This is a genomic window from Azospirillum sp. (genome assembly GCF_035628975.1).
Classification (GTDB): domain Bacteria; phylum Pseudomonadota; class Alphaproteobacteria; order Azospirillales; family Azospirillaceae; genus Azospirillum.
This window is the reverse complement of record NZ_DASPIS010000077.1, coordinates 1-24,597: the sequence shown is the minus strand read 5'-3', so window position 1 is coordinate 24,597 and position 24,597 is coordinate 1. Positions and strand designations below refer to the sequence as shown.

The 24,597-nt window shown below is 65.3% G+C and carries 23 protein-coding genes and 1 pseudogene; 16 read left to right on the top strand and 8 right to left on the bottom strand.

Annotated elements, in window-relative coordinates; genetic code table 11:
• Nucleotides 1-197 precede the first annotated feature (197 nt).
• From VD964_RS16695 to VD964_RS16675, 5 genes are all read right to left on the bottom strand, one after another.
• Nucleotides 198-1,082: a LysR family transcriptional regulator gene (locus VD964_RS16695; protein ID WP_324869647.1), complete on the bottom strand. Its 885-nt coding sequence runs from the start codon at nucleotides 1,080-1,082 to the stop codon at nucleotides 198-200.
• A 74-nt stretch (nucleotides 1,083-1,156) separates the two neighbouring features.
• Nucleotides 1,157-1,552: a PaaI family thioesterase gene (locus tag VD964_RS16690; RefSeq protein ID WP_324869645.1), complete on the bottom strand. Its 396-nt coding sequence runs from the start codon at nucleotides 1,550-1,552 to the stop codon at nucleotides 1,157-1,159.
• A 22-nt stretch (nucleotides 1,553-1,574) separates the two neighbouring features.
• On the bottom strand, nucleotides 1,575-3,011 hold the full coding sequence (locus tag VD964_RS16685; RefSeq protein ID WP_324869644.1) for an aldehyde dehydrogenase family protein: 1,437 nt from the start codon (nucleotides 3,009-3,011) through the stop codon (nucleotides 1,575-1,577).
• Nucleotides 3,012-3,040: 29 nt separating this feature from the next.
• Complete coding sequence (locus VD964_RS16680; protein ID WP_324869643.1) at nucleotides 3,041-4,255, bottom strand: CoA transferase; 1,215 nt, start codon at nucleotides 4,253-4,255, stop codon at nucleotides 3,041-3,043.
• Between the two features lie 47 nt (nucleotides 4,256-4,302).
• On the bottom strand, nucleotides 4,303-5,193 hold the full coding sequence (locus tag VD964_RS16675; RefSeq protein ID WP_324869642.1) for an NAD(P)-dependent oxidoreductase: 891 nt from the start codon (nucleotides 5,191-5,193) through the stop codon (nucleotides 4,303-4,305).
• Between the two features lie 270 nt (nucleotides 5,194-5,463).
• Here VD964_RS16675 and VD964_RS16670 point away from each other — a divergent pair, with 270 nt between their 5' ends.
• The gene (locus tag VD964_RS16670; RefSeq protein ID WP_324869641.1) at nucleotides 5,464-6,807 is read left to right on the top strand and encodes an MFS transporter; all 1,344 of its coding nucleotides are present in this window, start codon (nucleotides 5,464-5,466) and stop codon (nucleotides 6,805-6,807) included.
• A 72-nt stretch (nucleotides 6,808-6,879) separates the two neighbouring features.
• Here VD964_RS16670 and gcvA read toward each other — a convergent pair whose 3' ends face one another.
• A complete protein-coding gene (gcvA, locus tag VD964_RS16665; RefSeq protein ID WP_324869640.1) occupies nucleotides 6,880-7,764 on the bottom strand; it encodes a transcriptional regulator GcvA in 885 nt (294 codons plus the stop codon).
• A gap of 246 nt (nucleotides 7,765-8,010) precedes the next feature.
• Here gcvA and VD964_RS16660 point away from each other — a divergent pair, with 246 nt between their 5' ends.
• The 14 genes and pseudogenes from VD964_RS16660 to VD964_RS16595 all read left to right on the top strand — a co-directional run bounded on the left by VD964_RS16660 (nucleotide 8,011) and on the right by VD964_RS16595 (nucleotide 21,947).
• Nucleotides 8,011-8,838 carry an oxidoreductase gene (locus tag VD964_RS16660; protein ID WP_324869639.1) on the top strand — a complete coding sequence of 276 codons (828 nt, stop codon included), beginning with the start codon at nucleotides 8,011-8,013 and terminating at the stop codon, nucleotides 8,836-8,838.
• 232 nt (nucleotides 8,839-9,070) lie between these two features.
• Nucleotides 9,071-9,475 carry an OB-fold domain-containing protein gene (locus VD964_RS16655; RefSeq protein WP_324869638.1) on the top strand — a complete coding sequence of 135 codons (405 nt, stop codon included), beginning with the start codon at nucleotides 9,071-9,073 and terminating at the stop codon, nucleotides 9,473-9,475.
• Nucleotides 9,472-10,617, top strand: coding sequence for a thiolase family protein (locus VD964_RS16650; RefSeq protein ID WP_324869637.1), 1,146 nt, complete (start codon nucleotides 9,472-9,474; stop codon nucleotides 10,615-10,617). The genes VD964_RS16655 and VD964_RS16650 overlap by 4 nt, the downstream gene beginning before the upstream one ends.
• Before the next feature lie 3 nt (nucleotides 10,618-10,620).
• A complete protein-coding gene (locus tag VD964_RS16645; protein WP_324869636.1) occupies nucleotides 10,621-11,367 on the top strand; it encodes an SDR family NAD(P)-dependent oxidoreductase in 747 nt (248 codons plus the stop codon).
• A gap of 13 nt (nucleotides 11,368-11,380) precedes the next feature.
• Entirely contained in the window at nucleotides 11,381-12,184 is an 804-nt protein-coding gene (locus tag VD964_RS16640; RefSeq protein WP_324869635.1) for an enoyl-CoA hydratase/isomerase family protein, read from the top strand.
• 379 nt (nucleotides 12,185-12,563) lie between these two features.
• A complete protein-coding gene (locus VD964_RS16635; protein ID WP_324869634.1) occupies nucleotides 12,564-12,824 on the top strand; it encodes a hypothetical protein in 261 nt (86 codons plus the stop codon).
• 203 nt (nucleotides 12,825-13,027) lie between these two features.
• A pseudogene (locus VD964_RS16630) lies at nucleotides 13,028-13,383 on the top strand (DDE-type integrase/transposase/recombinase); the annotation flags it as partial.
• Nucleotides 13,384-13,577: 194 nt separating this feature from the next.
• Nucleotides 13,578-13,985 (top strand): transposase, encoded by a 408-nt coding sequence (locus VD964_RS16625; RefSeq protein WP_414637174.1) that lies wholly within the window; start codon nucleotides 13,578-13,580, stop codon nucleotides 13,983-13,985.
• Between the two features lie 171 nt (nucleotides 13,986-14,156).
• A complete protein-coding gene (locus VD964_RS16620; protein WP_324869633.1) occupies nucleotides 14,157-17,063 on the top strand; it encodes an ATP-binding protein in 2,907 nt (968 codons plus the stop codon).
• A 149-nt stretch (nucleotides 17,064-17,212) separates the two neighbouring features.
• Nucleotides 17,213-17,626, top strand: coding sequence for a heme-binding protein (locus tag VD964_RS16615; protein WP_324869632.1), 414 nt, complete (start codon nucleotides 17,213-17,215; stop codon nucleotides 17,624-17,626).
• Between the two features lie 109 nt (nucleotides 17,627-17,735).
• A complete protein-coding gene (locus tag VD964_RS16610) occupies nucleotides 17,736-17,861 on the top strand; it encodes a hypothetical protein (RefSeq protein ID WP_324869631.1) in 126 nt (41 codons plus the stop codon).
• A gap of 245 nt (nucleotides 17,862-18,106) precedes the next feature.
• Nucleotides 18,107-18,751 carry a (2Fe-2S)-binding protein gene (locus VD964_RS16605; protein WP_414637173.1) on the top strand — a complete coding sequence of 215 codons (645 nt, stop codon included), beginning with the start codon at nucleotides 18,107-18,109 and terminating at the stop codon, nucleotides 18,749-18,751.
• Between the two features lie 2 nt (nucleotides 18,752-18,753).
• Nucleotides 18,754-19,731, top strand: coding sequence for a xanthine dehydrogenase family protein subunit M (locus VD964_RS16600; protein ID WP_324869630.1), 978 nt, complete (start codon nucleotides 18,754-18,756; stop codon nucleotides 19,729-19,731).
• Nucleotides 19,728-21,947, top strand: a complete 2,220-nt coding sequence (locus VD964_RS16595) for a xanthine dehydrogenase family protein molybdopterin-binding subunit (protein ID WP_324869629.1) — start codon at nucleotides 19,728-19,730, stop codon at nucleotides 21,945-21,947. The genes VD964_RS16600 and VD964_RS16595 overlap by 4 nt, the downstream gene beginning before the upstream one ends.
• A gap of 173 nt (nucleotides 21,948-22,120) precedes the next feature.
• On the opposite strand, the gene VD964_RS16590 is transcribed toward VD964_RS16595, so the two are convergent.
• Both VD964_RS16590 and VD964_RS16585 read right to left on the bottom strand, forming a co-directional pair.
• Complete coding sequence (locus VD964_RS16590) at nucleotides 22,121-22,483, bottom strand: hypothetical protein (RefSeq protein ID WP_324869628.1); 363 nt, start codon at nucleotides 22,481-22,483, stop codon at nucleotides 22,121-22,123.
• 601 nt (nucleotides 22,484-23,084) lie between these two features.
• On the bottom strand, nucleotides 23,085-23,708 hold the full coding sequence (locus VD964_RS16585) for a hypothetical protein (RefSeq protein ID WP_324869627.1): 624 nt from the start codon (nucleotides 23,706-23,708) through the stop codon (nucleotides 23,085-23,087).
• Between the two features lie 399 nt (nucleotides 23,709-24,107).
• Here VD964_RS16585 and VD964_RS16580 point away from each other — a divergent pair.
• Nucleotides 24,108-24,597: transposase (locus VD964_RS16580; protein WP_324869626.1), on the top strand; the 490-nt coding region annotated here is incomplete at its 3' end.

Below are 24,597 nucleotides of genomic sequence, written 5' to 3'. Positions count from 1 at the left end.
CAGGAATAACACCAAGGCTCTTGCCACGATAAATCACGCAACCGAGCCGGCGTCTGTTCCGTAATGACACGGCACGCTGTGCCTGAAAGCGGTTCTACACCGCTTGCCCCGGAACCATAACCCAGCGATTGCTTCTTTCCTTGATGAGCCGGATTCAACAGTGATGATTGCTGCGATACGCCCGTCCGACCGAGGGATCAAGCCTTGATCGCCTCGATCAGCGCGCGCATCGCCGCTGATACGTGGCGCCGGCTGGGATAGTACAGATAAAGCCAATCCTCCGGTGCGCACCAATCGTCCAAACATTGGATCAATCGTCCCGCCTCAATATGGGGGCGCGCGTAGCCTTCCCAAACATAGCCCAGGCACACGCCGCCCAACACAGCCTCTATCATGAGTTCGTTGTCGTCGAGTGCCAGCGGCCCGCTCGGCTCGAAGACAATGCGCTCACCATCCTTTTCAAATTCCCAGGGGTAGGAGATGCCACTCGGGTACACATTCTGGATGCAGGTGTGCTGTCGCAATTCCTGCGGCAACTGCGGGAGTGGGCGAGTTTCGAAATACTCTGGTGATCCCACGACGACGAGGCGCAGGCGTGGTTGCAGCTTCACACCGACCATGTCCTGCGAAATCGTTCCGCCCAGCCGGATGCCGGCGTCGAACCCGTCGTTGACGATGTCCACCATCCGGTCCGTCGCGATGACTTCAAGACGGAGCGCGGGATTGTTCCGGATCAGGGGTCCGATGACCTTGCCGAGAACGAACCGACCGATGGAGTGCGGCACGTTGATGCGCACCGTTCCGAAGGGCGCATCGCGAAACTGGTTAAGGCTGTCTACGGCATCACGGATCTCCAGAAACGCCGGGGCCAGCCGCGCGTTCAGGAGATCGCCTGCGTCGGTCAGCGACACGCTGCGCGTCGTGCGGTTCAGCAAGCGGACCCCGACGCGTTCCTCCAAGCTCGTCACCGCATGGCTGATCGCCGATGCGGTGACTCCGCGTTCGAGGCCGGCAAGCCGGAAATTCCGTGTCTTGGCCACGGAGACGAAGGCTGCCAGCTCAGACAGTTCGGACGCGCGCATTGCCAAATCCGTTCATCAGCGTCATGACCACCCAACTCTAGCCGAGGCAGGTGGCCGACACCAAGGATCGGAGGTCAACGCGGCGCCATCCGCTTGAAGCTTCCCTGCGCCGTTGCGACCACCGAGCCGTCGGCGGCATAGACAAGCCCGTTTGCGAAATAGATGCGCCTTCCACCACCCACGGCCGTCCCTACGGCGCGCAAGCGACCATCCTCCACACGCGCCAGATAGTTCACCATCAAGGACAGCGTCACGGCTTGACCCTCGGTCACGCCGGTCCCGTCATGGAGGCCGGCATAGCCGCAGGCGGCATCAAGCATGGTTGCAAGAACCCCACCTTGCAGGATGCCCTGTCGGTTGGTGTGGCGATGATCGACCAGAAGGTCGAACTCCGCCAAGCCCGGCTCCCACCGCGAGAGCGTGAGGCCGATCATGGTAAGGAATGCATTGTTGTGATGATCGAGATTCATGATGCCTTCCGAAATCCGCCGCCTACAGCTTGATGATGACCGACTTCAGCTGGGTGTAGTGCGACAGAGCATCGATGCCCTGCTCACGCCCATAGCCGCTGTGCTTGAAGCCGCCGCAGGGCGTCTGGACGAAGCCGCCGCTGTAATCGTTGACGACAATGCGCCCAGCTTCCAGCCGTGCGGCGACGCGGTGGACGCGCCCAACATCGCGGCTCCAAATTCCTGCGGCCAGCCCGAAGTCGGACTCGTTCGCAATGCGCACCGCGTCGCCCTCGTCTTTAAACGGAATGACGCACACCACAGGACCGAAGATCTCCTCCCGCGCGATGGTCATGTCATTGGTGACGCCGGTATAGACCGTGGGTTCGATGTACCACCCGCCGCCTAGGCGGGGATCGTCGGCCACGCCGCCACCGATGGCGGCCGTCAACCCGTCGCGCGCCGCGGCCTCCAAGTAGCTCTGTACTTTCAGGAACTGCGCGTGGGTGGTGATGGGACCAGACGTCGCGCTATGCTCGGGACCGACGCGCAGTTCGGCCACGGCCGTCAGCAACTTGTCCACGAAGCGGTCATGGATGCTCTCCTGCACCAGAAGGCGCGTGCCCGCTGCGCACCACTGCCCGCTGTTCCAAGTGAAGGCGCGCGTCGAGCCGATGGCCGCGGCATCGAGGTCGGCGTCGTCGAAGACGATGTTCGCCGACTTGCCGCCGAGTTCAAGCGTGAGCGGAAGAACGCGGTCCGCCGCGATGCGGCCGAGTTCCTGGCCGACGCGCACGCTGCCCGTGAAGGAGATCTTGCGCACCTCCGGATGGTTGGCCATCGCCGGGCCGATCACGCTGCCCCGGCCCACGACCACGTTGAGCACGCCGGGCGGCAACCCGCCTTCCTCGACCGCGACGCGGGCCAGTTCGACCAGTGAACCCGACGTGTGTTCGGACGGCTTTGCGGCGACCGTGTTGCCCGTCGCCAGCGCCGGCGCGATCGCCCGTGCCGCCTGATGAAGCGGGGCGTTCCAGGGCAGGATTACGCCGATCACGCCGAACGGATCACGGCGCGTGTAGACGTGATGTCCGGGTCCGACATTGATCACCTCGCCGTCCATCACGTTGACGATGCCGCCGTAGAACTCGAAGTACTGGGCGGTCAGGTCGATGAGCTGGGCCATCTCGATTCCCGGCTTACCGGTCTCGCGGGATTCGATGGCGCCGAGCCGCTCTTCGTTGCGGCGGATTGCGCGCGCGGTCTCGACCAGGATGCGGCCGCGTTCGGACGGCCGCGTGTCGCGCCACGCGGCCAGTGCGTCCGACGCCGCAGCGACGGCCCGGTCGAGATCCTCAGGCGTGCTGTCGGCGACCTGCTGCATTCGGGCGCCGGTGCGCGGATCGAACTTATCGAGATAGCCGCCCTTCAGCGGTGGTGCGGAGCGTCCCGCAATGTAGCTGTCGACGGTCGCAGGCATGGCTTCTGTCCTCCCGTAATCTGGTCTTATCATGGGTCCGTCCGCGGGTGCCGGGAGCCGATCACCTTGCGGTCGAGCAGGTCCGCGATGGCGCCGCGGGAAAATCCGAAAGACGCGAGGATGTCGGCGGAGTGCTCGCCGAGCGCGGGGGCGGGAGCGTGCGGCACCGCGTTGGACTCGCGACTGTTGATGGGGAAGCCGGGAACCTGGATCGTTCCCAAGGCGGGATGGTTCATCTCGGCGATCATGGCGTTGGCCGCCACCTGCGGATGCCCGACAAGGTCTGCGTAGTCGGCCACCCGTGTGCACAGGACGTCCACCTTGCGCAAGACGGCCAGCCAATGTTCGCTCGGCTGCGCTTTGAAGAGTGGGCCGAGTGTGTCGCGCATCGCCTCCCGATTGGCGACCCGCGCTACGGAGGTTTCGAACCTCTGGTCGTGGATCAGATCCACACGCCCCAGCACCTCGCACAGCCGGTCCCAGCGACCGCCGTTGTAGGCCGCGACCATGATCCATCCATCGGCGGTCTCGAACGCCTCGTTGGGGGCCGAATAGGGCGCGGCGCTGCCCTGGCGCTTCGGCAGCACACCGTCCGCCAAGTAGCCGGCAATGGAGGGCTGCTGGAGCGCCAGGGCGGCGTTCAGCAGGTTGATGTCGAGGTGGCCGCCCCTGCCGTCGCGCCGGCGCTCCATCATCTTGGCCAGGATGCCAAGCGCCGCGACGTAGCCGGTGAACACGTCGACCACCGGCGCCTGAACCTTGCACGGTTCGCTCGCAGGCGTTCCAATGAGGCTCATCAGGCCGCTATCGGCCTGGATAATCCCATCCACGCCGGGGCGTTCGGCGTAGGGACCGTCCTGCCCGTAGGCCGAGATCGACGCGTAGACGAGCCCAGGATTGTGCGCCGAAAGCACGTCGTAGCCGAGGCCAATGCGCCGCATCACGCCGGGCCGCATGCTCTCGACCAGCACGTCCGCCGTCCGAGCAAGGGTCCGGGCGACCTCGACGCCCTGCGGGGTCTTGAGATCGAGCGACAGGCCCAGCTTGTTGCGGTTGAAGGCGTGATATAGCGCGCTGTCACCCCCGATCCAGGCGGGGCCGAGCTGGCGGCCGAGTTCGCCCTGCGGGGGCTCTACCTTGACGACGCGGGCGCCCATGTCGGCCAGGAGCATGGTACAGGTCGGTCCCGCGCCGATGTGCGTGAAATCGAGAACGATCAGGCCGTCGAGGGCATGACGCATCATGGCATGACTCCATTCGTTCGAGGAGAGGCGGCGTGCCGCCTCCGGCTTCAGGAACGGGCGATCTCCACCCCGACGGCGCGCTCCAGTTCCTTCACGACGACCGTCATGTCGTCCTGCCCGCCGCCATGGGCGTGGGCCAGTTCGTAGAGTTGCTTGGCGAGCGCGCATACCAGCATCGGCGCGCCGGCGGCCTCCGCCTCGGCCACGCACAGCCGCAGATCCTTGCGCATGAGCTCGAGCCGGAAGCCGAAGTCGAAACGCCTGTCGAGGATGCGGCCCGCGAGGATGCTCTCCGTGACGAAGCTGCGCGCGGTGCTGGCGTTGAGCATGTCCAGGATGGTGTCGGCGGACAGGCCGAAGCGGACCCCGAACAGAATCGCCTCGCTGGCCGCGACGAGGTTGGCGCCCACGATCATGTTGTTGATCAGCTTCAGCGCCTGTCCTTGGCCGACGCCCGTGCCGACATGGACAACGTGACGCCCGAAGCTCCGGAAGACGGGGGCGAGCACCTCGTAGGCCCAGGTTTCGCCGGACACCATCACGGACAGAGTGCCGGCCTGCGCACCGGAAACGCCGCCGGCCAGCGGTGCGTCCAGGGCCGTGACCCCACGAGCGGCGAGCCGGTCTGCGATTTCGCGGGCGGCGCTCGGCCCCGTGGTCGAGTGGTCCACGCAGATTTGCACCTTGCCCCCCTCGATCACGCCACCGGGGCCGAGCAGGACCTTTCGGACGATGTCAGGCGTGGGAAGGCAGACCAGCACCGCTTCCGCCGCATCGCCGACCGCTGCCGCTGACGGGCAGACCCTCGCCCCGAGTGCCTCGGCGGCGTCGAGGGCGGCGGTGTTGGTGTCGAAAACATGCATCTCCTGGCCTGCGGCCACGAGATGGCGCACCATTGGGGCGCCCATCGCGCCAAGCCCGATGAAACCGATTCCCATGCCTTCCTCCCATCAGCTGACGCGACCGCCGGGTCGCCTGAATTGCCGACCACGCTGCGGCACGACCGTTCGCAGGGCAAATGAGTTTCCGGCCACAGTCCGTTGACCTGACCTCAACGGGATGGGGGCGCCACCGGAGGGTGTCGTTGAGCTGAACTCAACAGCACCCGGCGAAAAGCTCGCTTATTGTTGGGCTGCCGAACAATCACCCTCTCCCCATCGACGCGGCTGGTCGCCGCATCGTCAGCTTTGCTTGGGGAGGAAAAGGACATGGAACGGTTGGAGACGGCGCCTGCGCCGAATTCCGCAGCGATCTTCGCGCCATCCGGCGACACGGCGGTCCGGAAGCTGACCGCCGCGCAGAAGAAGGCGATCATCGCCGCGACGGCGGGGACGATCGTCGAGTACACGGACTGGGTGATCTACGCGATTTTCGCGTCGATCCTCGCGAACAATTTCTTTCCGGCGGGCAATTCCTTCGCCGCTCTTCTCTCCGTCTTTGCCATCTTCGCTGTCGGATTCATCATGAGACCGGTCGGCGGTGCGGTCCTCGGCGCCTTCGCCGACCGGCATGGGCGCAAGAAGGGCCTGACCCTGTCGATCCTGCTCATGTCGGGCGCGTCCTTCGTGATCGGCGTCTGCCCGACCTATGACCGGATCGGTCTGGCCGCTCCGATCATCCTCGTGCTGGCGCGCCTGACGCAGGGGTTCTCGGCCGGCGGGGAGTTCGGCTCCGCCTCCACCTTCCTGATCGAATCCGCGCCCACGGACCGGCGGGCCTTTGCCGGGTCCTGGCAATGGTTCGCCATCAACGCGGGAACGCTGATTTCCTTCCTGCTCGCTTTCTCCTTCACGGTCATCGACAGCGACGGGGGGCTGTCCTCCTGGGGATGGCGCGCCGCCTTCATCATCGCCGGCCTGCTGGGCCTGATCACGTTGTGGATTCGCCTCTCCGTGGGTGAGACCGAGGTCTTCAAGAAGCAGGCGGCCACGGAGGGCGTCAAACGGCATCCGATGATCGACGTGTTCCGCAAGCATCCGCGCGACGCCCTTCGCGTCATCGGTATCGCCATGGCCGGCAATCTGCTCAACTACGTGTGGATGGTGAACTACCCGAGCCACGCGCACCTCGTCACCGGCCTGCCGATGAACCAGACGCTCCTGGCCGGCATCGTTTCGGTCACAGTGTCGCTCATCCTCATTCCCTTCGTCGGCATGCTTGCCGACCGGATCGGGCGGCGACCGGTCCTGATGGCCTTCGCCTTCAGCTCCGCCCTCTACGCATGGCCGAGCCTCGCGCTGCTCTCCCCGACCACCGGCTTTGCCGAACTCGTGGCGATCCAGACGGTCGCCATGGTGCTCATGACCGGCTTCGCCGGAGCGGGAGCCGTCACGATGGCCGAGCAGTTTCCGACCGAGGTGCGCGTCACCGGCATCGCTCTGCCCTATGCCCTGTCCGTCACGCTGTTCGGCGGAACCGCGCCTTACCTGATCACGGCCATGGGTGGCTGGGGTTATGGGCACCTCGTGTGGATCTACCTCGCGGTCATCAGCATGATCGGTGGGATCGTCTACACGCTCATGCCTGAGACCAAGGGAAAGCCGCTTCCCTGACCGGTTCCCACCGCGCTTCGACGGCGGCAGGCGGATGTCCGTCGGCCGCCGTCGGCATGTCTCGGCTGACCTTTAAGTCCGAGTTTGCGCCAGAAGCCATTCCCGGAACCGGCGGAAGGACGGGTTGCGCATCCGGTTGCGGGGATAGATGAAGTAATAGGTGAATTCCCCACGGTCGAGCGGCGGTCCGAAGGGCTGCACCAGACGGCGGGCGCGCAGATCCTCGGCAAACAGCGCCTTCTGGGCGATCATAATGCCTTGACCTTCCAGGGCCGCCTGATAAGCGAGCGTGGAACTCGCGTATTTCGGCCCAGCGTACGGATCGATGCCTTCGACGCCCGCCGCCTCCAGCCAGTAGCGCCAGTCGTCGAGCCTCACCAGTGAGTGAAGCAGCGTCTGCCCCGCAAGGTCGCCGATCTTCTTCAAACCCGCGCGCCGTCGTAGGGCAGGGCTGCACAGCGGGACCAGCTCGTTCGCGATAAGCCGGTCCACCTCGACACCTGGCCAGGCGCCGTCTCCCAGACGAATGGCGCCGTCGACATTCTCCCGCTCGAAATCCACCGCTTCGACAGAGGTCGTGAGGCGCACCTCGGTGGTCCTGTTGTCCGCATGGAACGACGACAGCCGGGGGATCAGCCACTTGACGGCGAAGGTCGTGTAGGCGCGGATGCGGACGACCTCAATAGTGGTCTGGCCTGTCAGCTTCCGCGTGGCCTCGCGAATGCCGTCGAAATGCTGCGTGATCGCCGCCAGATACCGTTCCCCTTCGGGCGTCAGGACGATCTCCCGCGGTTCCCGGCGGAAGAGTGGCGTGCCGAGATGGCTTTCCAGGCTCTGCACCTGACGGCTCACCGCACCCGGCGTGACGGCCAGTTCATCCGCGGCCTTGCGGATGCTCCGGAGCCGGCCGGCGGCCTCGAAGGCGCGCAGCGGGTTGAGAGGGGGAAGCCGATCCATGGTTCAAGGATTGTCCGCCGCCGAGCTTAGGTCAACGGTGATTTCGGACCCGCACGCCATTGCTGAATGCCGTGCAACGGCCCGTGAAGAAGGCGGCGGATTGTTCGTGCCGGTTCCGGGGCATAGCTTTCCCTCACCACGCCGGACCGGCGGGGCCGGAAGAACCGGACGGGCCCTCATCCCCGCCTTCTCCGACACAAGAAAGCCACCCTTCGTTCGATTGTTCCTGACATGAGGAGACGCTCCATGCGCGTGTGGTTCATCACGGGTGCTTCCCGCGGTTTTGGTTCCCTCGTCGCTGCCGAAGCCCTCGCCGCCGGCGATGCGGTCGTCGCGACCGCTCGCAACCTCCAGGCGGTCATAGAGCGGCTCGGCGATCAGCCAAATCTGCTTCCCGTGGCACTCGACGTAACGAACGAGGCCCAGGCCCAGGCCGCCGCGGCGGCGGCGGTGGAGCGTTTCGGGCGGATCGACGTGCTGTTCAACAACGCGGGCTACGGCCTGCTCGGAGCGGTCGAGGAGTCGAGCGGCCCCGAGGTCGAGAAGCTCTTCGCGACCAACGTTTTCGGCCTTCTTGCCGTGACCCGTGCCGTGCTGCCGCACATGCGGCGCAAGCGTTCGGGCCATGTCATCAACATCTCCTCCATCGGTGGTTATGGGGCCTTCGTCGGCTGGGGCGTCTACGGTTCCACCAAGTTCGCGGTGGAAGGCATCACCGAGGCGCTATCCGCCGAACTCGCGCCCCTCGGGGTCAAGGCGACCGTCGTGGAGCCGGGCTTCTTCCGCACTGACTTTCTGGACGGGCAATCGCTGGCGGTGACTGCGGAGATCGCCGACTACGCCGAGACGGTGGGCGCCATGCGCCGCTTCGCCGTGGACGCCAACCACGCCCAGCCCGGCGATCCCGCGAAGTTCGCGAAAGCAATGCTCACGCTCGCCGGCGCGGAGAACCCACCCTTGCGGCTGGCGGTCGGCAGCGACACGGTGGCCCACATCGAGCGCAAGAACGCGGCGGTCGCGAAGGAACTCGATGCATGGCGGGAGCTGTCGCTGTCAACCGACTTCCCGACGTAACGCCTCCCGCGTCGCAGGCGCAAATCACCACTTGAACGAAGGACCGTGGCTGCCGGTTTTCCCGGCGGCCACGGTCTTTTTCGTCGTCCCGCCCAGCTGTCGGCAGCCGGAAGCGCTGTTGAGTTTTGATCAACGAAGCCTGCCGCTTTGTCGTTCTGAGTGCCGGGCGTTCCTCACCTATCCTTCCACCATCGCAGCGCTGCGCTGCTCATCCGAAGGAAGGGGAGGATCCATGGAAAGACCGAACGGAGAGAACCCGAACCCGCAGCCGTCCTGGCTCGACCGGAGCGACGGCGTGCCCCAGCTTGCCGCCTCGCGCCACCTGGAAACGGGCCGCTGCGTGTTTCCGCGCGTGCCGGCCACGTCGCCGGCGGCACCGCGCTACGAGCCGGTGACCTTGTCGTCCTATGCCCGGCTCTACAGCCACACCGTCATCCACCCCAACCCCAAGACCGGCCGGACTCCGTTCGCGCTCGTCTATGCGGATTTTCCGGAAGGGGTCCGTGTCTTCGGACCACTGGACCTGCCGGAGGGCACACGCCCGGTCATCGGAGCGCGGCTGGAAGCCGTCATCGACGAATCCGCGGATGGCAACCCCCGCTATGTGTTCGTTCCCGCAGAGGAGGCCGGTCAATGAGCCGCGACGTCTTCATCGCCGGGGCCGCGATGACACCGTTTGGGCGCCATGACACCCGATCCATGCAGGATCTGGCGCAGGCCGCCGTACTGGGGGCGCTCGCCGACGCCGACCAGAATCGCATCCAGGCCTTCTACAACGCCAACGTCTACGGCGGCATGGTGCTGGGGCAGGTGCTGATGCGCGATCTCGGCATCACCGGGCCGGCGCTCTACAACGTCGAGAATGCCTGCGCCAGCGGCGCCACCGCCGTGCATCTCGCCTGTCAGGCGTTGCGTCTCGGCCTGTACGACACCGTCCTCGTCTGGGGCGTGGAGCAGTTGACCCGGCTGGGCGGCGGCACGATCCCCCTCCAGCGCAACGACTACAAGACTGAGCTTTACGCGGCGCAGGGTATGACGCTGCCCACGGTCTACGCCATGCGCGGCAGCCGCTATCTCCATGAACGTGGGGAGACGGCGGAGATTCTCGCCCGCATCGCCGTGAAGAACCGCGCCCACGGTGCGCGCAACCCCTACGCCCAGCAACGCAAGGAGGTGACGGTTGAGGAGGTGCTGAATTCCCGCCCCGTCGCGGAGCCACTGACTCTGCTCCAATGCTGCCCGTCGCAGGTGGATGGGGCTGCCGCCCTCGTGCTGACGACGGTGAAGCCGGCCTCCGCCCGTCGTCCGGTGCGCGTTCTCGGCTCCGCCGTCCAGTCCGGCCATCTCGAAGCGGGTTGCGACGACATCCTCGACGCCGAGATCACCGCCCGCACGGCGCGGCTCGCCTACGAGGAGGCAGGCATCGGCCCGCAGGACGTCGGTGTCGTCGAACTGCACGACGCCTTCACCATTGCCGAACTTCTCTACTACGAAGCGCTCGGCCTCTGCGGGAAGGGCGGGAGCGCCGACATGCTGCGACGCGGGGACACCGCGCTCGGTGGCCGCGTTCCGGTCAATCCGAGCGGCGGCCTGCTCGCCAAGGGCCACCCTCTAGGCGCCACCGGCGTCGCGCAGATGGTGGAGATCACTTGGCAGCTTCAGGGCCGTGCCGAGGGGCGTCAGGTTGATGGCGCGCGCATCGGTCTGACGCAATGCACCGGCGGCGGTATCGCCGGTGTCGATCATGCGGCGTCCTCCGTCCACATTCTGGGGGTGTGAGCCATGGAAGAGCGGAACATCGCCGTCATCACGGGCGGCGCACGCGGCATCGGCTTCGGCATCGCCCGCCGCATGGCCGATGAGGGCTACGACATCGCCCTGTTCGACCGCGACCGAGCGGCGCTAGACGAGGCGGCGGCCGCGTTGCGCGGCAGCGCGCGGGCGGTCCCGGTGGCCGTGGATGTCACCCGCCGGGCCGAGGTCGAAGAAGCCGTTGCCTCGGTCATTGCGGAGTTCGGCCGCATCGACGTCTTGGTCAACAACGCCGGCATCGTCCGCGACAAGCGGCTTTTCGCTATGGAAGAGGAGGATTGGGACGCCGTGGTGGCGACCAACCTCAAATCGCAGTTCCTCACCTGCAAGGCAGTCCTGCCCGGCATGGTCGAGCGCGGCTATGGCCGGATCGTCAACATCTCTTCGCGCGCCTGGCTCGGCGGCTTTGGACAGGCGAATTACTCGGCAGCCAAAGGCGGCGTGGTCAGCCTCACACGCAGCTTGGCGATCGAGTTCGCCGCGAAGGGGATCACCGTGAACGCGGTCGCTCCGGGCATTGTTGACACGCCGTTGTTCCGCACGTTCAAGGAGGAGGTGCAGGAACGCTTGAAGGCGAGCGTTCCCGTGCAGAGGATCGGCACGCCGGAGGACATCGCCCAGGCGGTCCTTTTCTTCGCCGCACGCACGAGTTCCTACATCACCGGCCAGCTTCTTTACGTGTGCGGCGGCCGGTCGCTCTCCAGTCCCAGCGTTTGAGAAGGGGCGCGCCATGACCATCACCAGCAATGTCGAGGATCGGATCGGCACGATCACGATCGACCGGGCCGAAAAACTCAACGCCCTCGACCCAGACCATCTGCGGGCACTGCGGCATCAACTCGCCGACCTCTCGTCCGATCCGGGCGTGAACGTCATCGTGATCACCGGTGCGGGTGGCCGGGCCTTCTGCGTCGGCGCGGACCTCACGGCCACCCCTGCAGGTGGCACCGGCGTCGCCGAAGCCTTTCCCATGGACGTCGAGCAATCGGGCGAGAGCGGTCTCTACATCCGCCTATTTGACCTCTCCGGCCTGCAGATCCGCAAGCCGGTAATCGCTGCCGTCGACGGATACTGTCTTGGCGGCGGATTGGAGCTTGCCCTGCAATGTGACCTCATCGTCGCTTCGGACGCGGCGTCCTTCGGGCTGCCCGAGGTGGTTGTGGCGAGCGTGCCTGGCGGTGGCGGCGCAACCAATCTGATGCGCGCCGTTCCGCGCGCCGTCGCGATGCGGATGCTGCTGACCGGCGAGCGCATCGACGCCCAACGGGCGTTCGCCGCCGGTCTCGTCAGCGACGTCTGGCCCGTGGAGCGCTTTGCCGACGAAACGAATGCGCTCGCACACCGTATCGCCAGCAATGGCCCGCTGGCGGTTCAGATGGTTAAGATGCTGGCCAGCCAAACCGCGACGCTGCCAAGTCTCCAGGCATTCCAGTTGACGGAATTGGCCTGGGGTCTGTTGCGCGACACGGCTGACCGCCGCGAGGGGCGGCAGGCCTTTGTCGAAAAACGTAAGCCAGTTTACATTGGCCGCTGATGGTTTTGAATAGTGCCGGACACTTGTAATCTCTCTGGTTTCCAGCGCAGTCGCAATGAGCAAGGCGCCGCGGTCATGGACTGCAGGAGGAGGTGCTTCTGCAACGAATCGCCGACCTACCGCTGACCATGCCCGCCCAGGCGGACGGTTTGCATGTCTGACCACGGCGGTCGACCTTCCAATTCCGATACGAAGGGCTCCGCGGCGGCCATACAGTTCGCAGACGACGCTGCAGTCGCCATCGAGACCAGCCTGTTCGGCCGCCACCGCCAATGGTCGCCGTGTCGCTGGGGCTCCGGTCGACCTCAAGCACCCGCGCATCGCCCTGGTGCTCGACGGCCTCACCCGCGGCTAGGCCGCGCCGGTTCTCCTCGACGCCTTGCCGCGCCTGCTCGCGGCGCAGCCCGACGGACCTCTCGGCCTGGGCAACCGCGCCATGCTGCTGATTGGCTACGGCGCCGCGCTCCGGCGCTCCGAGCTGGTGGCGCTGCGCGTCGCCGATGTCGTCAACCATCCCGACCGCAGCTTCGAGGTAACGGTGCGTCGCTCCAAGACCGACCAGCGCGGGCGCGGGGACGCGGTAGCCATCTGCGCAGCCGCTGACCCGGACCTCTGGCCCCTGCGCACCCTCTACACTTGACTCGCCGCGCTCCGCGCCCTGCGCCCCGAGGACCCATTGTTCTGCAACGTGCTGAAGAACGGGCGCGTCACGGGCAAGCCGCTGTCCGACAAGGTGGTGGCCCGGTTGGTCAAGGACAGCGCCGTTCGGGCCGAGTTGCCCAAGCCGGCAGGCTTCTCTGGCCATAGCTTGGGCGCCGGTCTCGCCACAGCGGCCCACCTTCAATTATCCGGCACGAGATTTGGCTCCATCTCCGGTTCACGCTGAGCTATCGCGATGTCGAGAGGCTGCTGGCTGAACGCGGCGTCGACGTGTCTTACAAGACGGTTCGTCGGTGGGTTTTAACGTTCGGGCCGGCGGTCGCCGGCAACCTGCGGCGCCCTCGGCCGAGGCCCAGCCCGTGCTGGCATTGGGACGAAACGGTGATGCGCACCAGTGGTCGACTTGGTACTTGTAGCGGTCCGTTGATGACGAAGGTGAGGTACTGGAGACTCTCGTCCAACGCCGAGGGGACAAGGCTGCGGCCGGTAAGCTGATGCGCAAGCTGCTCAGGAAACAGGGCTTCGCACCCATCCAGATCACACCTTTCGGGCGCAGGCGATGCCCAATCGGCGGGCCGCGACCTCCGCGGCCTTAACCCGTCGGGGGCTCTGGGCTTCCTGCGCGTCGGTTCAGTTCGTATGACAAAGCCGTACAGCGTCGTGTGGGATTGTGGGGAACCCGGCGCCGACGACAGGATCCGCCCGCCGAACCGCAGAAAACCTCGTATAGCCGGTGTCGGCGAAGCAGTCCGCACCTCCAACGCCCCAGCGTGCGGTTCGGCTCCTGGCTGGCGATCCCGACAGGTTGGCCGACGAGGACCGCCGCTTTGTCCAGGCGTTGCGGGAGCGCTCGCCGTCGATTGCCTCGGCCGCCGATCTCATCACCCGCTTCTGCGTGATTGTGACGGGCAAGTTGTCCGACCTTTTCGATCATTGGCTGCGCGAGGCAGAGGTCAGCGCGCTGTCACCGTTCACCGCCGGGATCCGCCACCACGAGGACGCAGTACGCGCTGCCCTAAGCGAGCCCTGGAGCAGCGGGCAGGTCGAGGGCCAAGTCAACCGGCTGAAGCCGATCAAGCGCCCGATGTATAACCGGGCTGGCTTCGATCTGCCGCAGGTCCGGGTTCTCGGTCACGCCTGACGCGAACACCAAAAGGTGAAACACGCACCGGTGACCCATACAACACTTGGAATAGTCCCCTATCAAGCCGATTGACACGCTACACTTGGCGGAGCACCAATTTCCAAATGTCTGGCCTTAGCCCGACGATGTGTTCAATCGATGGAGCCGGACGAGGGCAAGGAGGGAGCCTTGAGCCTCGGTAACTTTACGTCAGGATCGGGAGCCGCGGACTTGGGCGCCGGGCCACAGGGTGGAGGGCCAGCGGCGCCGTTTTCCGAATTCGGGCCGTTCCGATTGTTCCCCACCGAGCGGCGGCTCACCAAACAGGGAGAAACGGTTCCGCTGGGAGGTCGGGCCCTCGACATCCTTCTCCTGCTGGTCAGGAATGCCGGCAAGGTGGTGACCAAGCAGGAACTCATTGCCCAGGTCTGGAAAGGCGTGAGCATCGACGAGAGCGGACTGCGTGCGCAGGTCGCGTCCCTCAGAAGGGTCCTGGGAGACGGCGTGAACGGAGTGCGATACATCATCAACGTCGCCGGACAGGGATACTGCTTCGTTCATCCCTTGACGGAACCCGGTACGCCACATCCCTCATCGCCCATCGATCCCATCAGGCGTCGTGGGACCCCATTGCCTCGCCGTTCGACATCGATGGTCGACCGTGAGGAGGACACGAGGGCCATTTCGGAGCTTCTCGCGCGCCATAGGTTCGTAACCATCCATGGTGCGGGTGGGATCGGCAAGACCACTGTCGCTCTGGCAGTGGCGAACCAGTTGCTGGAGGGGTTTCAGGACCAGGTGTGCTTCCTGGATCTGGGATTGCTCCGTCCGAGTGATCCCGTCCCCGATGAAATGGCCACCGCCCTGGGCGTCGCAGTCCGCAGTGGCGATCCAACCTCGTCCATCGTCGCCTATCTGCGGGACCGTCGCATCCTTCTTGTACTCGATTGCTGCGAGCACGTGATCGACTCGGTCGCCCCCTTGGCCGAGGCAATCATGCAGGAAGCCCCGCATGTTAGCATGCTGGCAACCAGCCGTGAGCCACTGCTGGCTGGAGGCGAGCATGTCTATGCGCTCGCGCCCCTCAACATTCCTCCCGATGGCATGGTCATCAGCGCCGATGACATGCTGCGCTATACCGCCGCCTCCTTATTCATCGAGAGGGCCTACGCGGCTGGCTTGCGGAGACCATTGAACGACCTCGATGCACAGGTCATCGCCGACATCTGTCGGAAGGTCGACGGTATCGCGCTCGCGCTGGAGCTTGCGGCCGGACGGGTGAGCGTCCACGGCCTGGAGGGAACGGCCTCACTGCTCGACGGAAGGCTCAAGCTGCTGTGGCAGGGACGACGCACGGCGGTGGCGCGCCACAGAACGTTGAACGCGACGCTGGACTGGAGCCATGACCTGACCTCCCCAGAAGAGCAGGCCGTGCTGCGCCGCCTGTCCGTCCTCGTGGGACCGTTCACGGTAAACGAGGCACGGACGATAGCCAGTAGCGACGACCTGGACGGCATCGAAGTCATCGATGCATTGGCGCGACTGGTCTCCAAATCCCTCGTCAATGTCGATCCTGACGTGGAGCCGGCACGCTATCGGCTGCTGGACACGACCCGGGCCTATGCACGAGGCAAGCTCACCGAGAGCGGCGAGGAGGCGATGGTCGCGCGACGGCACGCGACCTATTTCACGACTTGGCTCGCACATGAGTTGACGAAGGTCGGGGGGCAGGGAGGCGAGGCCGGTGTTCCCAGCGCGATCCACCTGGGCAACATCCGCTCGGCGCTGGATTGGAGCTCGTCCAAGTCGGACATGGCCGAGATCCACGTCCAACTTGCAGCCCTTGCGGCGGAGCTTTTCCTCGATCTCAACCTGTTCACGGAGTGCCGTCGTACATGCGAACGCGCACTCTGCGTCCTGGACGCCTCGCTATCGGGCACACGTCATGAAATGGTCCTGCACGGCTCGCTTGGGCGCGCCCTGCTGCTGACGGACAACTCCGGCGGCGATACCGAGGCGCACTTCCAGCGCGCCCTGGAGATCGCCGAGACGCTGAACGAAGGCGTCTACCGGTTCAGGACCCTGAACGACCTGCATATCCACTACCGCCGCGCGGCGGTCTTCGACCGCCTTGTCCCAATGGCCGAGCAGGCGGTGTCGATCGCGGCCAGCCTCTCCGATTCCATGATAACGGCGACGGCAAATCTGATGCTCGGCGCGTCCCATCACCTCGTCGGGAACCTCGCAGTCGCCCAGACCACGTTGAGCGGCTCAATCCGGCACCAGATCTTTCCCGGCCAGGCGTCGCACAAACTCATGGACTTCCAGTCCAAGGCGCAATTGATCATGGCGCAGACGCTCTGGCTCCAGGGTTATCCCGATCAGGCCGCCGACACCGTCCGGGAAGCGGAGCGGTTCGAGCCGACGAACGATCTCTCGATCTGTCAGTCCCTTATTCTCGCGATGGAACTGTTCCGTCTGAGGCGGGACTGGGCGCTATTCGAGGAGCGTCTCGACCGTCTGATTCGGCTTTCGAGCGCAGCGTCGCTCGCCCCATATGAATGGCTGGGTATGGCCTTCAAGGGAGAGGTTGCCCTGAGACGAGGGAACGTTGGACCCGGCATGTCCGTAATTCGGGACTACATCGCCAAGTTGCAAGCGGACCGGTTCGAACTTTTCCTCCCCTGCCTCCGGTGTACCCTAGCGGAGGGGCTGGCCACCCGGGGCTACTGGGACCAGGCACTCGACCTCGTGCGCGTGGAAATCGATTCCGTCCTGGGGCGCGGAGGGGCCTACTATCTGCCGGAACTCCTCCGGGTGTATGGGGACCTACTGACCATGGCAGGCGACGAGACGGAAGCCGAGGCCCAGTACCTTCGGTCGATCACGGTAGCGAAGGAGCAGGCTGCCCTGTCCTGGCAACTTCGGACGACGATAAGCTTCAGTCGTCTGGCGTTACGGCAGGGGCGCCGCAGGGAGGCGCACACAAAGTTGGAGGAAGTCCTGTCAGCCTTTACAGAGGGCTTCAAGACGGAAGATCTCCAGCAGGCGAGACTTCTGCTCGATAGGTTGGCCGTCATCAAGGAGCGCCGATAAAAACCACTGGCCGTTCCTCCTCGCTACGACGAAACGCTGCCGGCTCTCACAAGAATTCACGCCATTTCACAACCTCCAACTGGCAGGAAGGGCAATTCGGTCCCACTCTGGCACCGTCGCGAGTGCAACGTGTTACGGGAGACCGGGCCATGCCACTCAACTCACATCAAGCACGCACAATCATTGACGGCGCCGAAGGTAAGGCCCGACAGATGGGACTTCCCGTCGTTATCGCAGTGCTCGATGCCGGTGCCCATCTCAAAGCCTTCCGCCGCATGGACGGGGCCGTCCTGGCCTCGATAGACATCGCTCTCTGCAAGGCCTCGACCGCCGTCCTGTTCCAATGCAACAGCGAGGACGTCTGGGAATCCTGCAAGTCGGGCGCTCCCGCACCGGGCCTGGAACTGACGAATGGCCGCTTGGCCCCGTTCGGCGGCGGCATCCCGCTCAAGGGGGCAGATGGGCAGGTCATCGGGGCGCTCGGCGTAGCCGGTGGTTCCGATGCGCAGGACACCGATGTCGCGAAGGCCGGCTTCGCCGCCTTTGCGGCCCTGACCCGGTGAGCCAAAAGCCGATGCCAAGTCGATCATAAATCAGGAATGGGACCAGGCATGCCAAAGACCACTCCTCACCAGCGCGGGCTCCGGCTTCGGTAAGGGCGCCCCCATCGGCATGGCCTGGAACGGCCACGGCATCATCGCCACCACGCAGGTCACGCCGCTGCGCAAGGAGGCCAAGGCGCTCGACATCGACGACCTCTTCGCGACCCAGGAAGGCCGCATGGACCGCAGGAGATGATCGACCACATGATCGAGATCGCTCCTGCGGACACCGGCAAGTTCCGCAACGTGGTGCAGTGAAAGATCGAGGATTTGCCGCGCAACCATCAGCTCGCGGCTTGGAACAATCAGATCTGACCGTTTGTCGGCGGCGGGACTTCCCCGCCGTTCGCATCACTTCGCTGGCGCAGCCCAAAAGGTGATGCAACCCCACGTGTCGATGCCTTCGTCCGGGCAAGCCCGGCACAGCGATCAGGAGCCCGCATGACCATGTCCGACCATGATAGAACCGCTTCACACCAGGCACGATCCACTCCGGAAAACGGCGCAGCCAGCGGTGGGATATCACGCCGCTCGGTCCTGCAGGCAGGAGGAGCCGCTTCCCTTTTTGCCGCCACCGGAGCGACCGCGCAGCCCACCGCACCGGAGCATCCGCCGGTCGCGTCCGCGGCTCGCGTCCGACTGGTCGTCAACGGCAGCGCACGGGAACTCGAGATCGATCCCCGGCAATCGGTCCTCGACGTCCTGCGAGAGAGGCTGGACCTCACGGGGACGAAGAAGGGCTGCAACCAGGGCGCCTGCGGGGCCTGCACCGTGCTCGTGAACGGACGGCGTGTGACCTCGTGCCTGACGTTGGCCGTCATGCACGACGGTGCCGAGATTACCACGATCGAGGGTTTGTCAACCGGTGACGAGCTCCATCCGCTCCAGGCCGCTTTCATCAAGCACGACGGGTTCCAGTGCGGCTTCTGCACACCTGGCCAGATCATGTCGGGCGTCGCCTGCATCGCCGAGGGCCACGCCACCTCGCCTGAGGAGATCCAGTTCTGGATGAGCGGCAACATCTGCCGCTGCGCTGCCTATCCCGGGATCGTCGCGGCGGTTGGCGACGCAGCAGGGAGGACCTGACGATGATTCCCTTCAAGTTCGAGAAGGTGCGGACCGAGCAGGACGCGATCCGCGCGGCCGCGGCGGGTGCCCGCTACATTGCCGGCGGCACCACGCTCATCGATCTAATGCGCGACGAGGTGGAGCGGCCCGAGCGTCTGGTCGACATCAATGCCCTGCCGATTGCCGAAATCCGTGCGGATGGTGCCGACCTCGTGATTGGGGCTCTTGCCCGCATGAGCGATGTCGCGGCCCACCCGGAGACGAAGCGCCTCCAGCCCCTGATCGCCGAGGCGCTGATCGAGGGAGCCTCGCCGCAACTGCGCAACATGGCCTCGATGGGCGGCAACCTGTTGCAGCGGGTGCGCTGCCCGTACTTCCGGATGTTGGACGCGGCCTGCAACAAGCGCGAACCCGGGTCGGGCTGCTCCGCGATCGACGGCCTCAATGCCGGCCATGCCATTCTCGGGACCAGCGACCACTGCGTCGCCACGCATCCATCGGATGTTGCCGTCGCCCTAGTCGCCCTCGGCGCCACGATGCGGGTGCGAGGACCCGGCGGCGAGCGCACCTTCCCGGTCGAGGAACTCTTCCGGCTTCCCGGCGACACGCCGCATCTCGAGCACACCCTGCGTCCGGGCGAGTTGATCGTCGAGATCCGGGTACCGGGCGGGCCCTACGCCCGGCAGGCCCGCTATCTTAAGGTCCGCGACCGTGCCTCCTATGAGTTCGCGCTCGTCTCGGCCGCCGTGGCCATGGAGATAGAAGGCGACACCATCCGCCAGGCCCGTGTTGCGGTGGGCGGCGTGGGCACGCGCCCGTGGCGCATGCGTACTGTGGAGGAGGCTCTCAAGGGCAAGTCCACGAACCGCGATGCCTTCGAGGCGGCGGCCCACCTTGCACTGGAGGGAACCCGGCCGCTTTCGCACAACCACTACAAGGTCGATTTGCTGCCGCGGACGATCGTCCGCGCGCTTGAGATGGCGGGAGGGAGAGCATGACCATCACCTTGATCGGGAAACCGGTGACCCGCGTCGACGGACGGGCCAAGGTCACGGGCGCCGCGCGCTATGCGGCCGACTTCAACCAGCGCGCCCAACTCCATGCCGTCATCGTCAGCGCGACCGCCGGCCTTGGCCGGGTGACGGTGCTGGACGACGCTCCTGTGAGGGCCATGCCGGGCGTCGTGGAGATCATCAGTCACCTCAACGCCCCGCGCTTGGCCTATGGCCCTCACAAGTCGTTCATCGATCCTGAGGTTGGGGAACGGCTGCATGTGCTCCAGGACGATCAGGTCCGGTTTTACGGCCAGCCCATCGCGGTGGTGGTGGCGGACACACTTGATCATGCCGAGCGGGCTGCCAACGCGCTGCGCGTCAGCTATGCGGCCGAGCGGCCCGTCGTCGATCCGCACGATCCAAAGGCGCGGGCCATTGAGCCATCCGGTTCGAGAGGGCATTCCCACACGGCCCGCGGAGACGCAGATCGGGCGCTGGCGGAAGCTCCCGTGAAGGTCGACGCGACCTACGACATGGCACGCGAGAACCACAACCCCATGGAGCCGCACGCGGTCGTCGCCGCCTGGAACGGCGACAGGCTGACCCTGTGGAGCAAAAGTCAGTTCGTGGTGAACGAGCAGTCGGAGATCGCGGCGATCTTCGGCCTGCCGGTCCAGAACGTGCAGGTGAACTGCCCCTTCATCGGTGGAGCCTTCGGCACGTCCCTGCGGACATGGCCGCACGTGACGCTCGCGGCCATGGCGGCGCGGCAGGTCGGACGCCCCGTCAAACTTGTCCTGACCCGCAGGCAGATGTTCTTCACCACCGGACATCGGCCGCGCACCCTGCAACGCGTCGCCATCGGCGCGAACCGGGACGGCAGGATCACCGGCATCATCCACGAGGGCAACGGCGAGACGAGCCGCTACGAGGAGTTCACCGAGGCGCTGCTTTCCGCCACGAGCTACATGTACTCGTGCCCCAACGTGCGTACGAGCTACCGGCTGACGCCGCTCGATATTGGGACGCCCAACCACATGCGGGGGCCAGGTGAGTCGAGCGGGATGTTCGCCCTCGAGTCCGCAATCGACGAACTCTCCTACGCACTGGGCATCGACCCGATCGAACTGCGCCGCCTCAACGAGCCGATCGTCGACGAGGGCGAGAACAAGCCGTTCTCCAGCCGCTCGCTGGTGCAGTGCTACGAACGCGGAGCCGAGCGCTTCGGCTGGTCCCGGCGCAGTTCGGCACCCCGTTCCATGCGCGACGGTCGGCTGCTGGTGGGCATGGGTGTTGCGTCCGCCACCTACCCCGTCTGGTATTTGCCCACGAGCGCACGCGTCCGGCTTTTTGCGGACGGCACCGCCGCGGTCGAGGTGGCGGCCAGCGACATGGGGCCCGGCACCTACACCTCGATGACGCAGGTGGCCGCCGAGACGCTCGGAATCCCCATCGAACGGGTCCGCGTCAGCATCGGGCGCTCTGACTTTCCACCAGCACCCCCGCATGGCGGCTCGATGACGATGGCCTCGGTCGGCTCGGCGGTCCGCGCCGCCTGCCTTGCGGCGCGGGACGAGGTGACGCGGCGTGCGATCGCCGACCAGCGCTCACCTGTGTTCGGCGCAGCCCTGGAAGGGGTGGAGTGGATCGGCGGGAACGTACGTCGGCTTGGGGATGCCTCGACAGGACAACCTTATCGCGACATCCTCGCTAGCAGCGGGCAGCCAATCGAAGCTCATGCTTCCAACTCCCGTGATCCGGAAGCCGCCCAGCGCTACTCTATGCACTCGTTCGGAGCGGTGTTCGCGGAGGTTGCGATCGACCCGGACGTCGGCACGATCCGGGTGCGGCGGGCCCTTGGCGCCTATGGGGCGGGCCGCATAGTCAATCCGCTCCTGGCCTCGAGCCAGTGCACCGGTGGCATGATTGGCGGGATCGGGATGGCCCTGATGGAGCAGACGGCCCTCGATGCACGCGATGGACGTCCGGTCAATGCCCACATGGCCGATTACCTCATGCCGGTAAACCTGGACATCGGGCAACTCGAGGCGCTGTTCGTCGACGAGGACGATCCGCACGTCAACACGCTCGGGGTCAAAGGCTTGGGCGAGATCGCCCTCGTCGGAATGGCTCCTGCGATCGCCAACGCGATCCACCATGCGACGGGTAGGCGTGTGCGTCACCTGCCGATCCGCATCGAGGACGTCCTCACCGCATGAGGCGGGACGGCCGCGGTCGGTGATCGATGGGTTCTGGGTACAGCCGGCCTGCTCTTGGGATTGGGACGAACGATGCTTCAAAGCGCACCCGTCCTTCGGGTCACTGTCCTGCTACGCCGCGCGCTCTGTGATCTGCTTGCCGCAGCCTACCGGACTAACCGAGGCAACAGCGTTTACACCGCTTTAGTGTCCGCCACCAGCCCCTGCGCTTTGGCGCGCTCGAGCAGGTTCTGCACGGAGGATCGACTCCAGCGCGTGCCGCCGCGTGGCGTGCGTTGCCGCAGATCCTCCAGCCCCTTGCCGATGGCGGCCCGCGTTGCCGTCTCGCCCCGGCGCTGCATGCCGGCCATGATGCCGGAGATCAGCACCAGCAGGCTGTCGCTGTCGCGCTTCTTCGGGGTCGGGACAAGCGCCGCGGCCGGGATGAAGCCGTCGCTGGCGAGGCAGCGGGTGATACGACTCAGTACGTTGCGCGTCCAGGGCGTCGCACCGGCCCCGGTGCCGGTGTCAGCGATCTCAATTACCTTTACTCGCAAATATCATAGAACCAAGCACTTGTCCCAGTCGCAATATCGTTAACTGGATACCAATAACGCAAACTGAAGCACCAGCCTGAGCTCAATAAGGTTAACCGGAGCGCCGTGATGTCGACAGACTGCCCCGGAGGACCACATCGTTTGTTGGACCGAGTGCATCCCGACAGCGGTCAAGCCGACGCTCAGGCGGGCGACAGCATGGCCAAACGGCGGCTCGTGCCTCCCGAAGGTGGACCTACGGCCGGGTTCCAGTCAAGGATATTGAGAGAGCCGGAAAGGTTTTTGAGGTCGAAGGGGCACCGGCGGCACGCGCCAGTTCACGTTATTACGACCAGGATTCCGGCTGAACCGGCTTCAGTAAAGGTTATTTCGACAGCCGACATTTTGCATCAACTGCCTTACAACGACGACAAACGACAATAGCCGCCCTCCCCTGCTGGCGATAGCGCAAATTATCACCGGACCGGAATCGCACCGCCCGCTAAAGCCGAAGATATCCAATCGACGATGCTGTATGTATAATGAAACTGCCTGAGTTACATTCGATAAAACTACTAATGTCCCCTACCATTACTCCAACAGCGAAGGTAACGGGATCCTCTCACGCCTCGCGGCTGTCCGGTGCCATCAGCAAAGTACGTTGGGCAAGTGGTGTATCGGGATGGCTCAGCATTGCCGCAGCATCCCCGCTGTTCCAGCAGCGCAGCCCCTGGAGCTTCTCCACACAGGCGGTCGCAGCTTCCCGCGTCAGGAACTCGCGGGGCAGACGTTGTCCAGTTAACAGATGCGTGACCACCCAAACCGTTGCCTTATCCTCGGCCACACGTTGGTCGATCCCAAAGGCACCGCACACGTCGCCGGAAAGCATGATGGTCATTATACCGTCGCCCCCAGCGGGATCGGCGGCGACTGCCTCGTAGGTCGCTGGTGTCCACTGCCCGTTCCCAACAAGATCAGCGTTGCGCCCAGCGACCTTCGGGGGCTTGATCATCGTGGTCTCGGGGGCGGTCGCCCGAAGGCTTGGCGGATCCGACCTGCGGCGGGTGTTGCGGTTGGACAATGACGCCTCTGAGGGCCAACGCACGATCGCCCGCACAGCTGACAGAGCATCCTCATTGCGCTGGAGCGGAAAGTACCGACGCAGTTCGGCCACAGCAGCCCACTCGCCCCCGGCTTCAAACGCCTGACGAATGGCAGACCGCTCGTCCTCACTCACGACAAACATTCCCTCTCCTTACCTCCTGGGGGCGGTGCCTGCCCTGAAGTCCCTCCAGTTTACAGTGTTTCAGGGCGAGTTGGGCACTGCCATCAATTGGCTATCTGGTTAATTTTCACGTGCTTCTGGGCATCTGAACGGCCGAACTTGCGCAGAACACGCATGGCGACGGTCTCGGCCGGTTCTGGTGCCGAGACGCAGCCATGGATAAGCGGCGACGGCACCGTCAAGTTTGGCCTGGCCAGGGACGCCGGTGTGACGTTATAGCGCCGACATGACAACGCGCCCCAATCCGATCTACTCCAGCTACCGGTTCCCTGCCGAGGGACGTTGGAGCAAAAGGACCGGCCTGGAGGCTGTCGGGAGGGCGAGCGGGTATAGAAGCGGCCCACTGAATCCGAGACCCCGATGCCCCTCAAGGTCAACGAGCCGCGCCGCCACAAGATCCCGAAGGCTTGGTACCGTGTGGAGAACTGGGCGGCCTACGATGCGGCGCGGCGCCGTCGGGGAGACCTGACGATCTGGGTGACGCCGGAGGCGATCGCCGCGTGGACGCCACCCGCCACGGGACAGGCTGGTCGGCCAGCGCGCTACTCCGACATCGCCATCGAGACCGGGCTGATGCTGCGGCTGGCGTTCGGTCGGCCTTGGCGCCAGATCGAGGGTTTGCTGGGCTCGCCCATGCGCTTGCTCGGCCTGGAACTACCGGTTCCCGATCATACGACGTTTTCCCGGCGCAGCGCCGACCTGGAGATGGCGTCGGCCCTGGCGGCGACGGATGGGCCAGTCACCGTGATCATCGACTCCACTGGGTTGAAGGTGTTCGGGGGTGGCGAGTGGCACCTGGAGAAGCATGGCGGCAAAGCGCGCCGGACCTGGCGCAAGCTGCACCTGGCCG

Bases quoted from the DNA above. Each gene is read 5' to 3' on its own strand.
- VD964_RS16695 (WP_324869647.1), bottom strand. From the start codon at position 1,082: ATGCGCGCGTCCGAACTGTCTGAGCTGGCAGCCTTCGTCTCCGTGGCC.
- VD964_RS16690 (WP_324869645.1), bottom strand. From the start codon at position 1,552: ATGAATCTCGATCATCACAACAATGCATTCCTTACCATGATCGGCCTC.
- VD964_RS16685 (WP_324869644.1), bottom strand. From the start codon at position 3,011: ATGCCTGCGACCGTCGACAGCTACATTGCGGGACGCTCCGCACCACCG.
- VD964_RS16680 (WP_324869643.1), bottom strand. From the start codon at position 4,255: ATGATGCGTCATGCCCTCGACGGCCTGATCGTTCTCGATTTCACGCAC.
- VD964_RS16675 (WP_324869642.1), bottom strand. From the start codon at position 5,193: ATGGGAATCGGTTTCATCGGGCTTGGCGCGATGGGCGCCCCAATGGTG.
- VD964_RS16670 (WP_324869641.1), top strand. From the start codon at position 5,464: ATGGAACGGTTGGAGACGGCGCCTGCGCCGAATTCCGCAGCGATCTTC.
- gcvA (WP_324869640.1), bottom strand. From the start codon at position 7,764: ATGGATCGGCTTCCCCCTCTCAACCCGCTGCGCGCCTTCGAGGCCGCC.
- VD964_RS16660 (WP_324869639.1), top strand. From the start codon at position 8,011: ATGCGCGTGTGGTTCATCACGGGTGCTTCCCGCGGTTTTGGTTCCCTC.
- VD964_RS16655 (WP_324869638.1), top strand. From the start codon at position 9,071: ATGGAAAGACCGAACGGAGAGAACCCGAACCCGCAGCCGTCCTGGCTC.
- VD964_RS16650 (WP_324869637.1), top strand. From the start codon at position 9,472: ATGAGCCGCGACGTCTTCATCGCCGGGGCCGCGATGACACCGTTTGGG.
- VD964_RS16645 (WP_324869636.1), top strand. From the start codon at position 10,621: ATGGAAGAGCGGAACATCGCCGTCATCACGGGCGGCGCACGCGGCATC.
- VD964_RS16640 (WP_324869635.1), top strand. From the start codon at position 11,381: ATGACCATCACCAGCAATGTCGAGGATCGGATCGGCACGATCACGATC.
- VD964_RS16615 (WP_324869632.1), top strand. From the start codon at position 17,213: ATGCCACTCAACTCACATCAAGCACGCACAATCATTGACGGCGCCGAA.
- VD964_RS16610 (WP_324869631.1), top strand. From the start codon at position 17,736: ATGGCCTGGAACGGCCACGGCATCATCGCCACCACGCAGGTCACGCCG.
- VD964_RS16605 (WP_414637173.1), top strand. From the start codon at position 18,107: ATGACCATGTCCGACCATGATAGAACCGCTTCACACCAGGCACGATCC.
- VD964_RS16600 (WP_324869630.1), top strand. From the start codon at position 18,754: ATGATTCCCTTCAAGTTCGAGAAGGTGCGGACCGAGCAGGACGCGATC.
- VD964_RS16595 (WP_324869629.1), top strand. From the start codon at position 19,728: ATGACCATCACCTTGATCGGGAAACCGGTGACCCGCGTCGACGGACGG.
- VD964_RS16585 (WP_324869627.1), bottom strand. From the start codon at position 23,708: ATGTTTGTCGTGAGTGAGGACGAGCGGTCTGCCATTCGTCAGGCGTTT.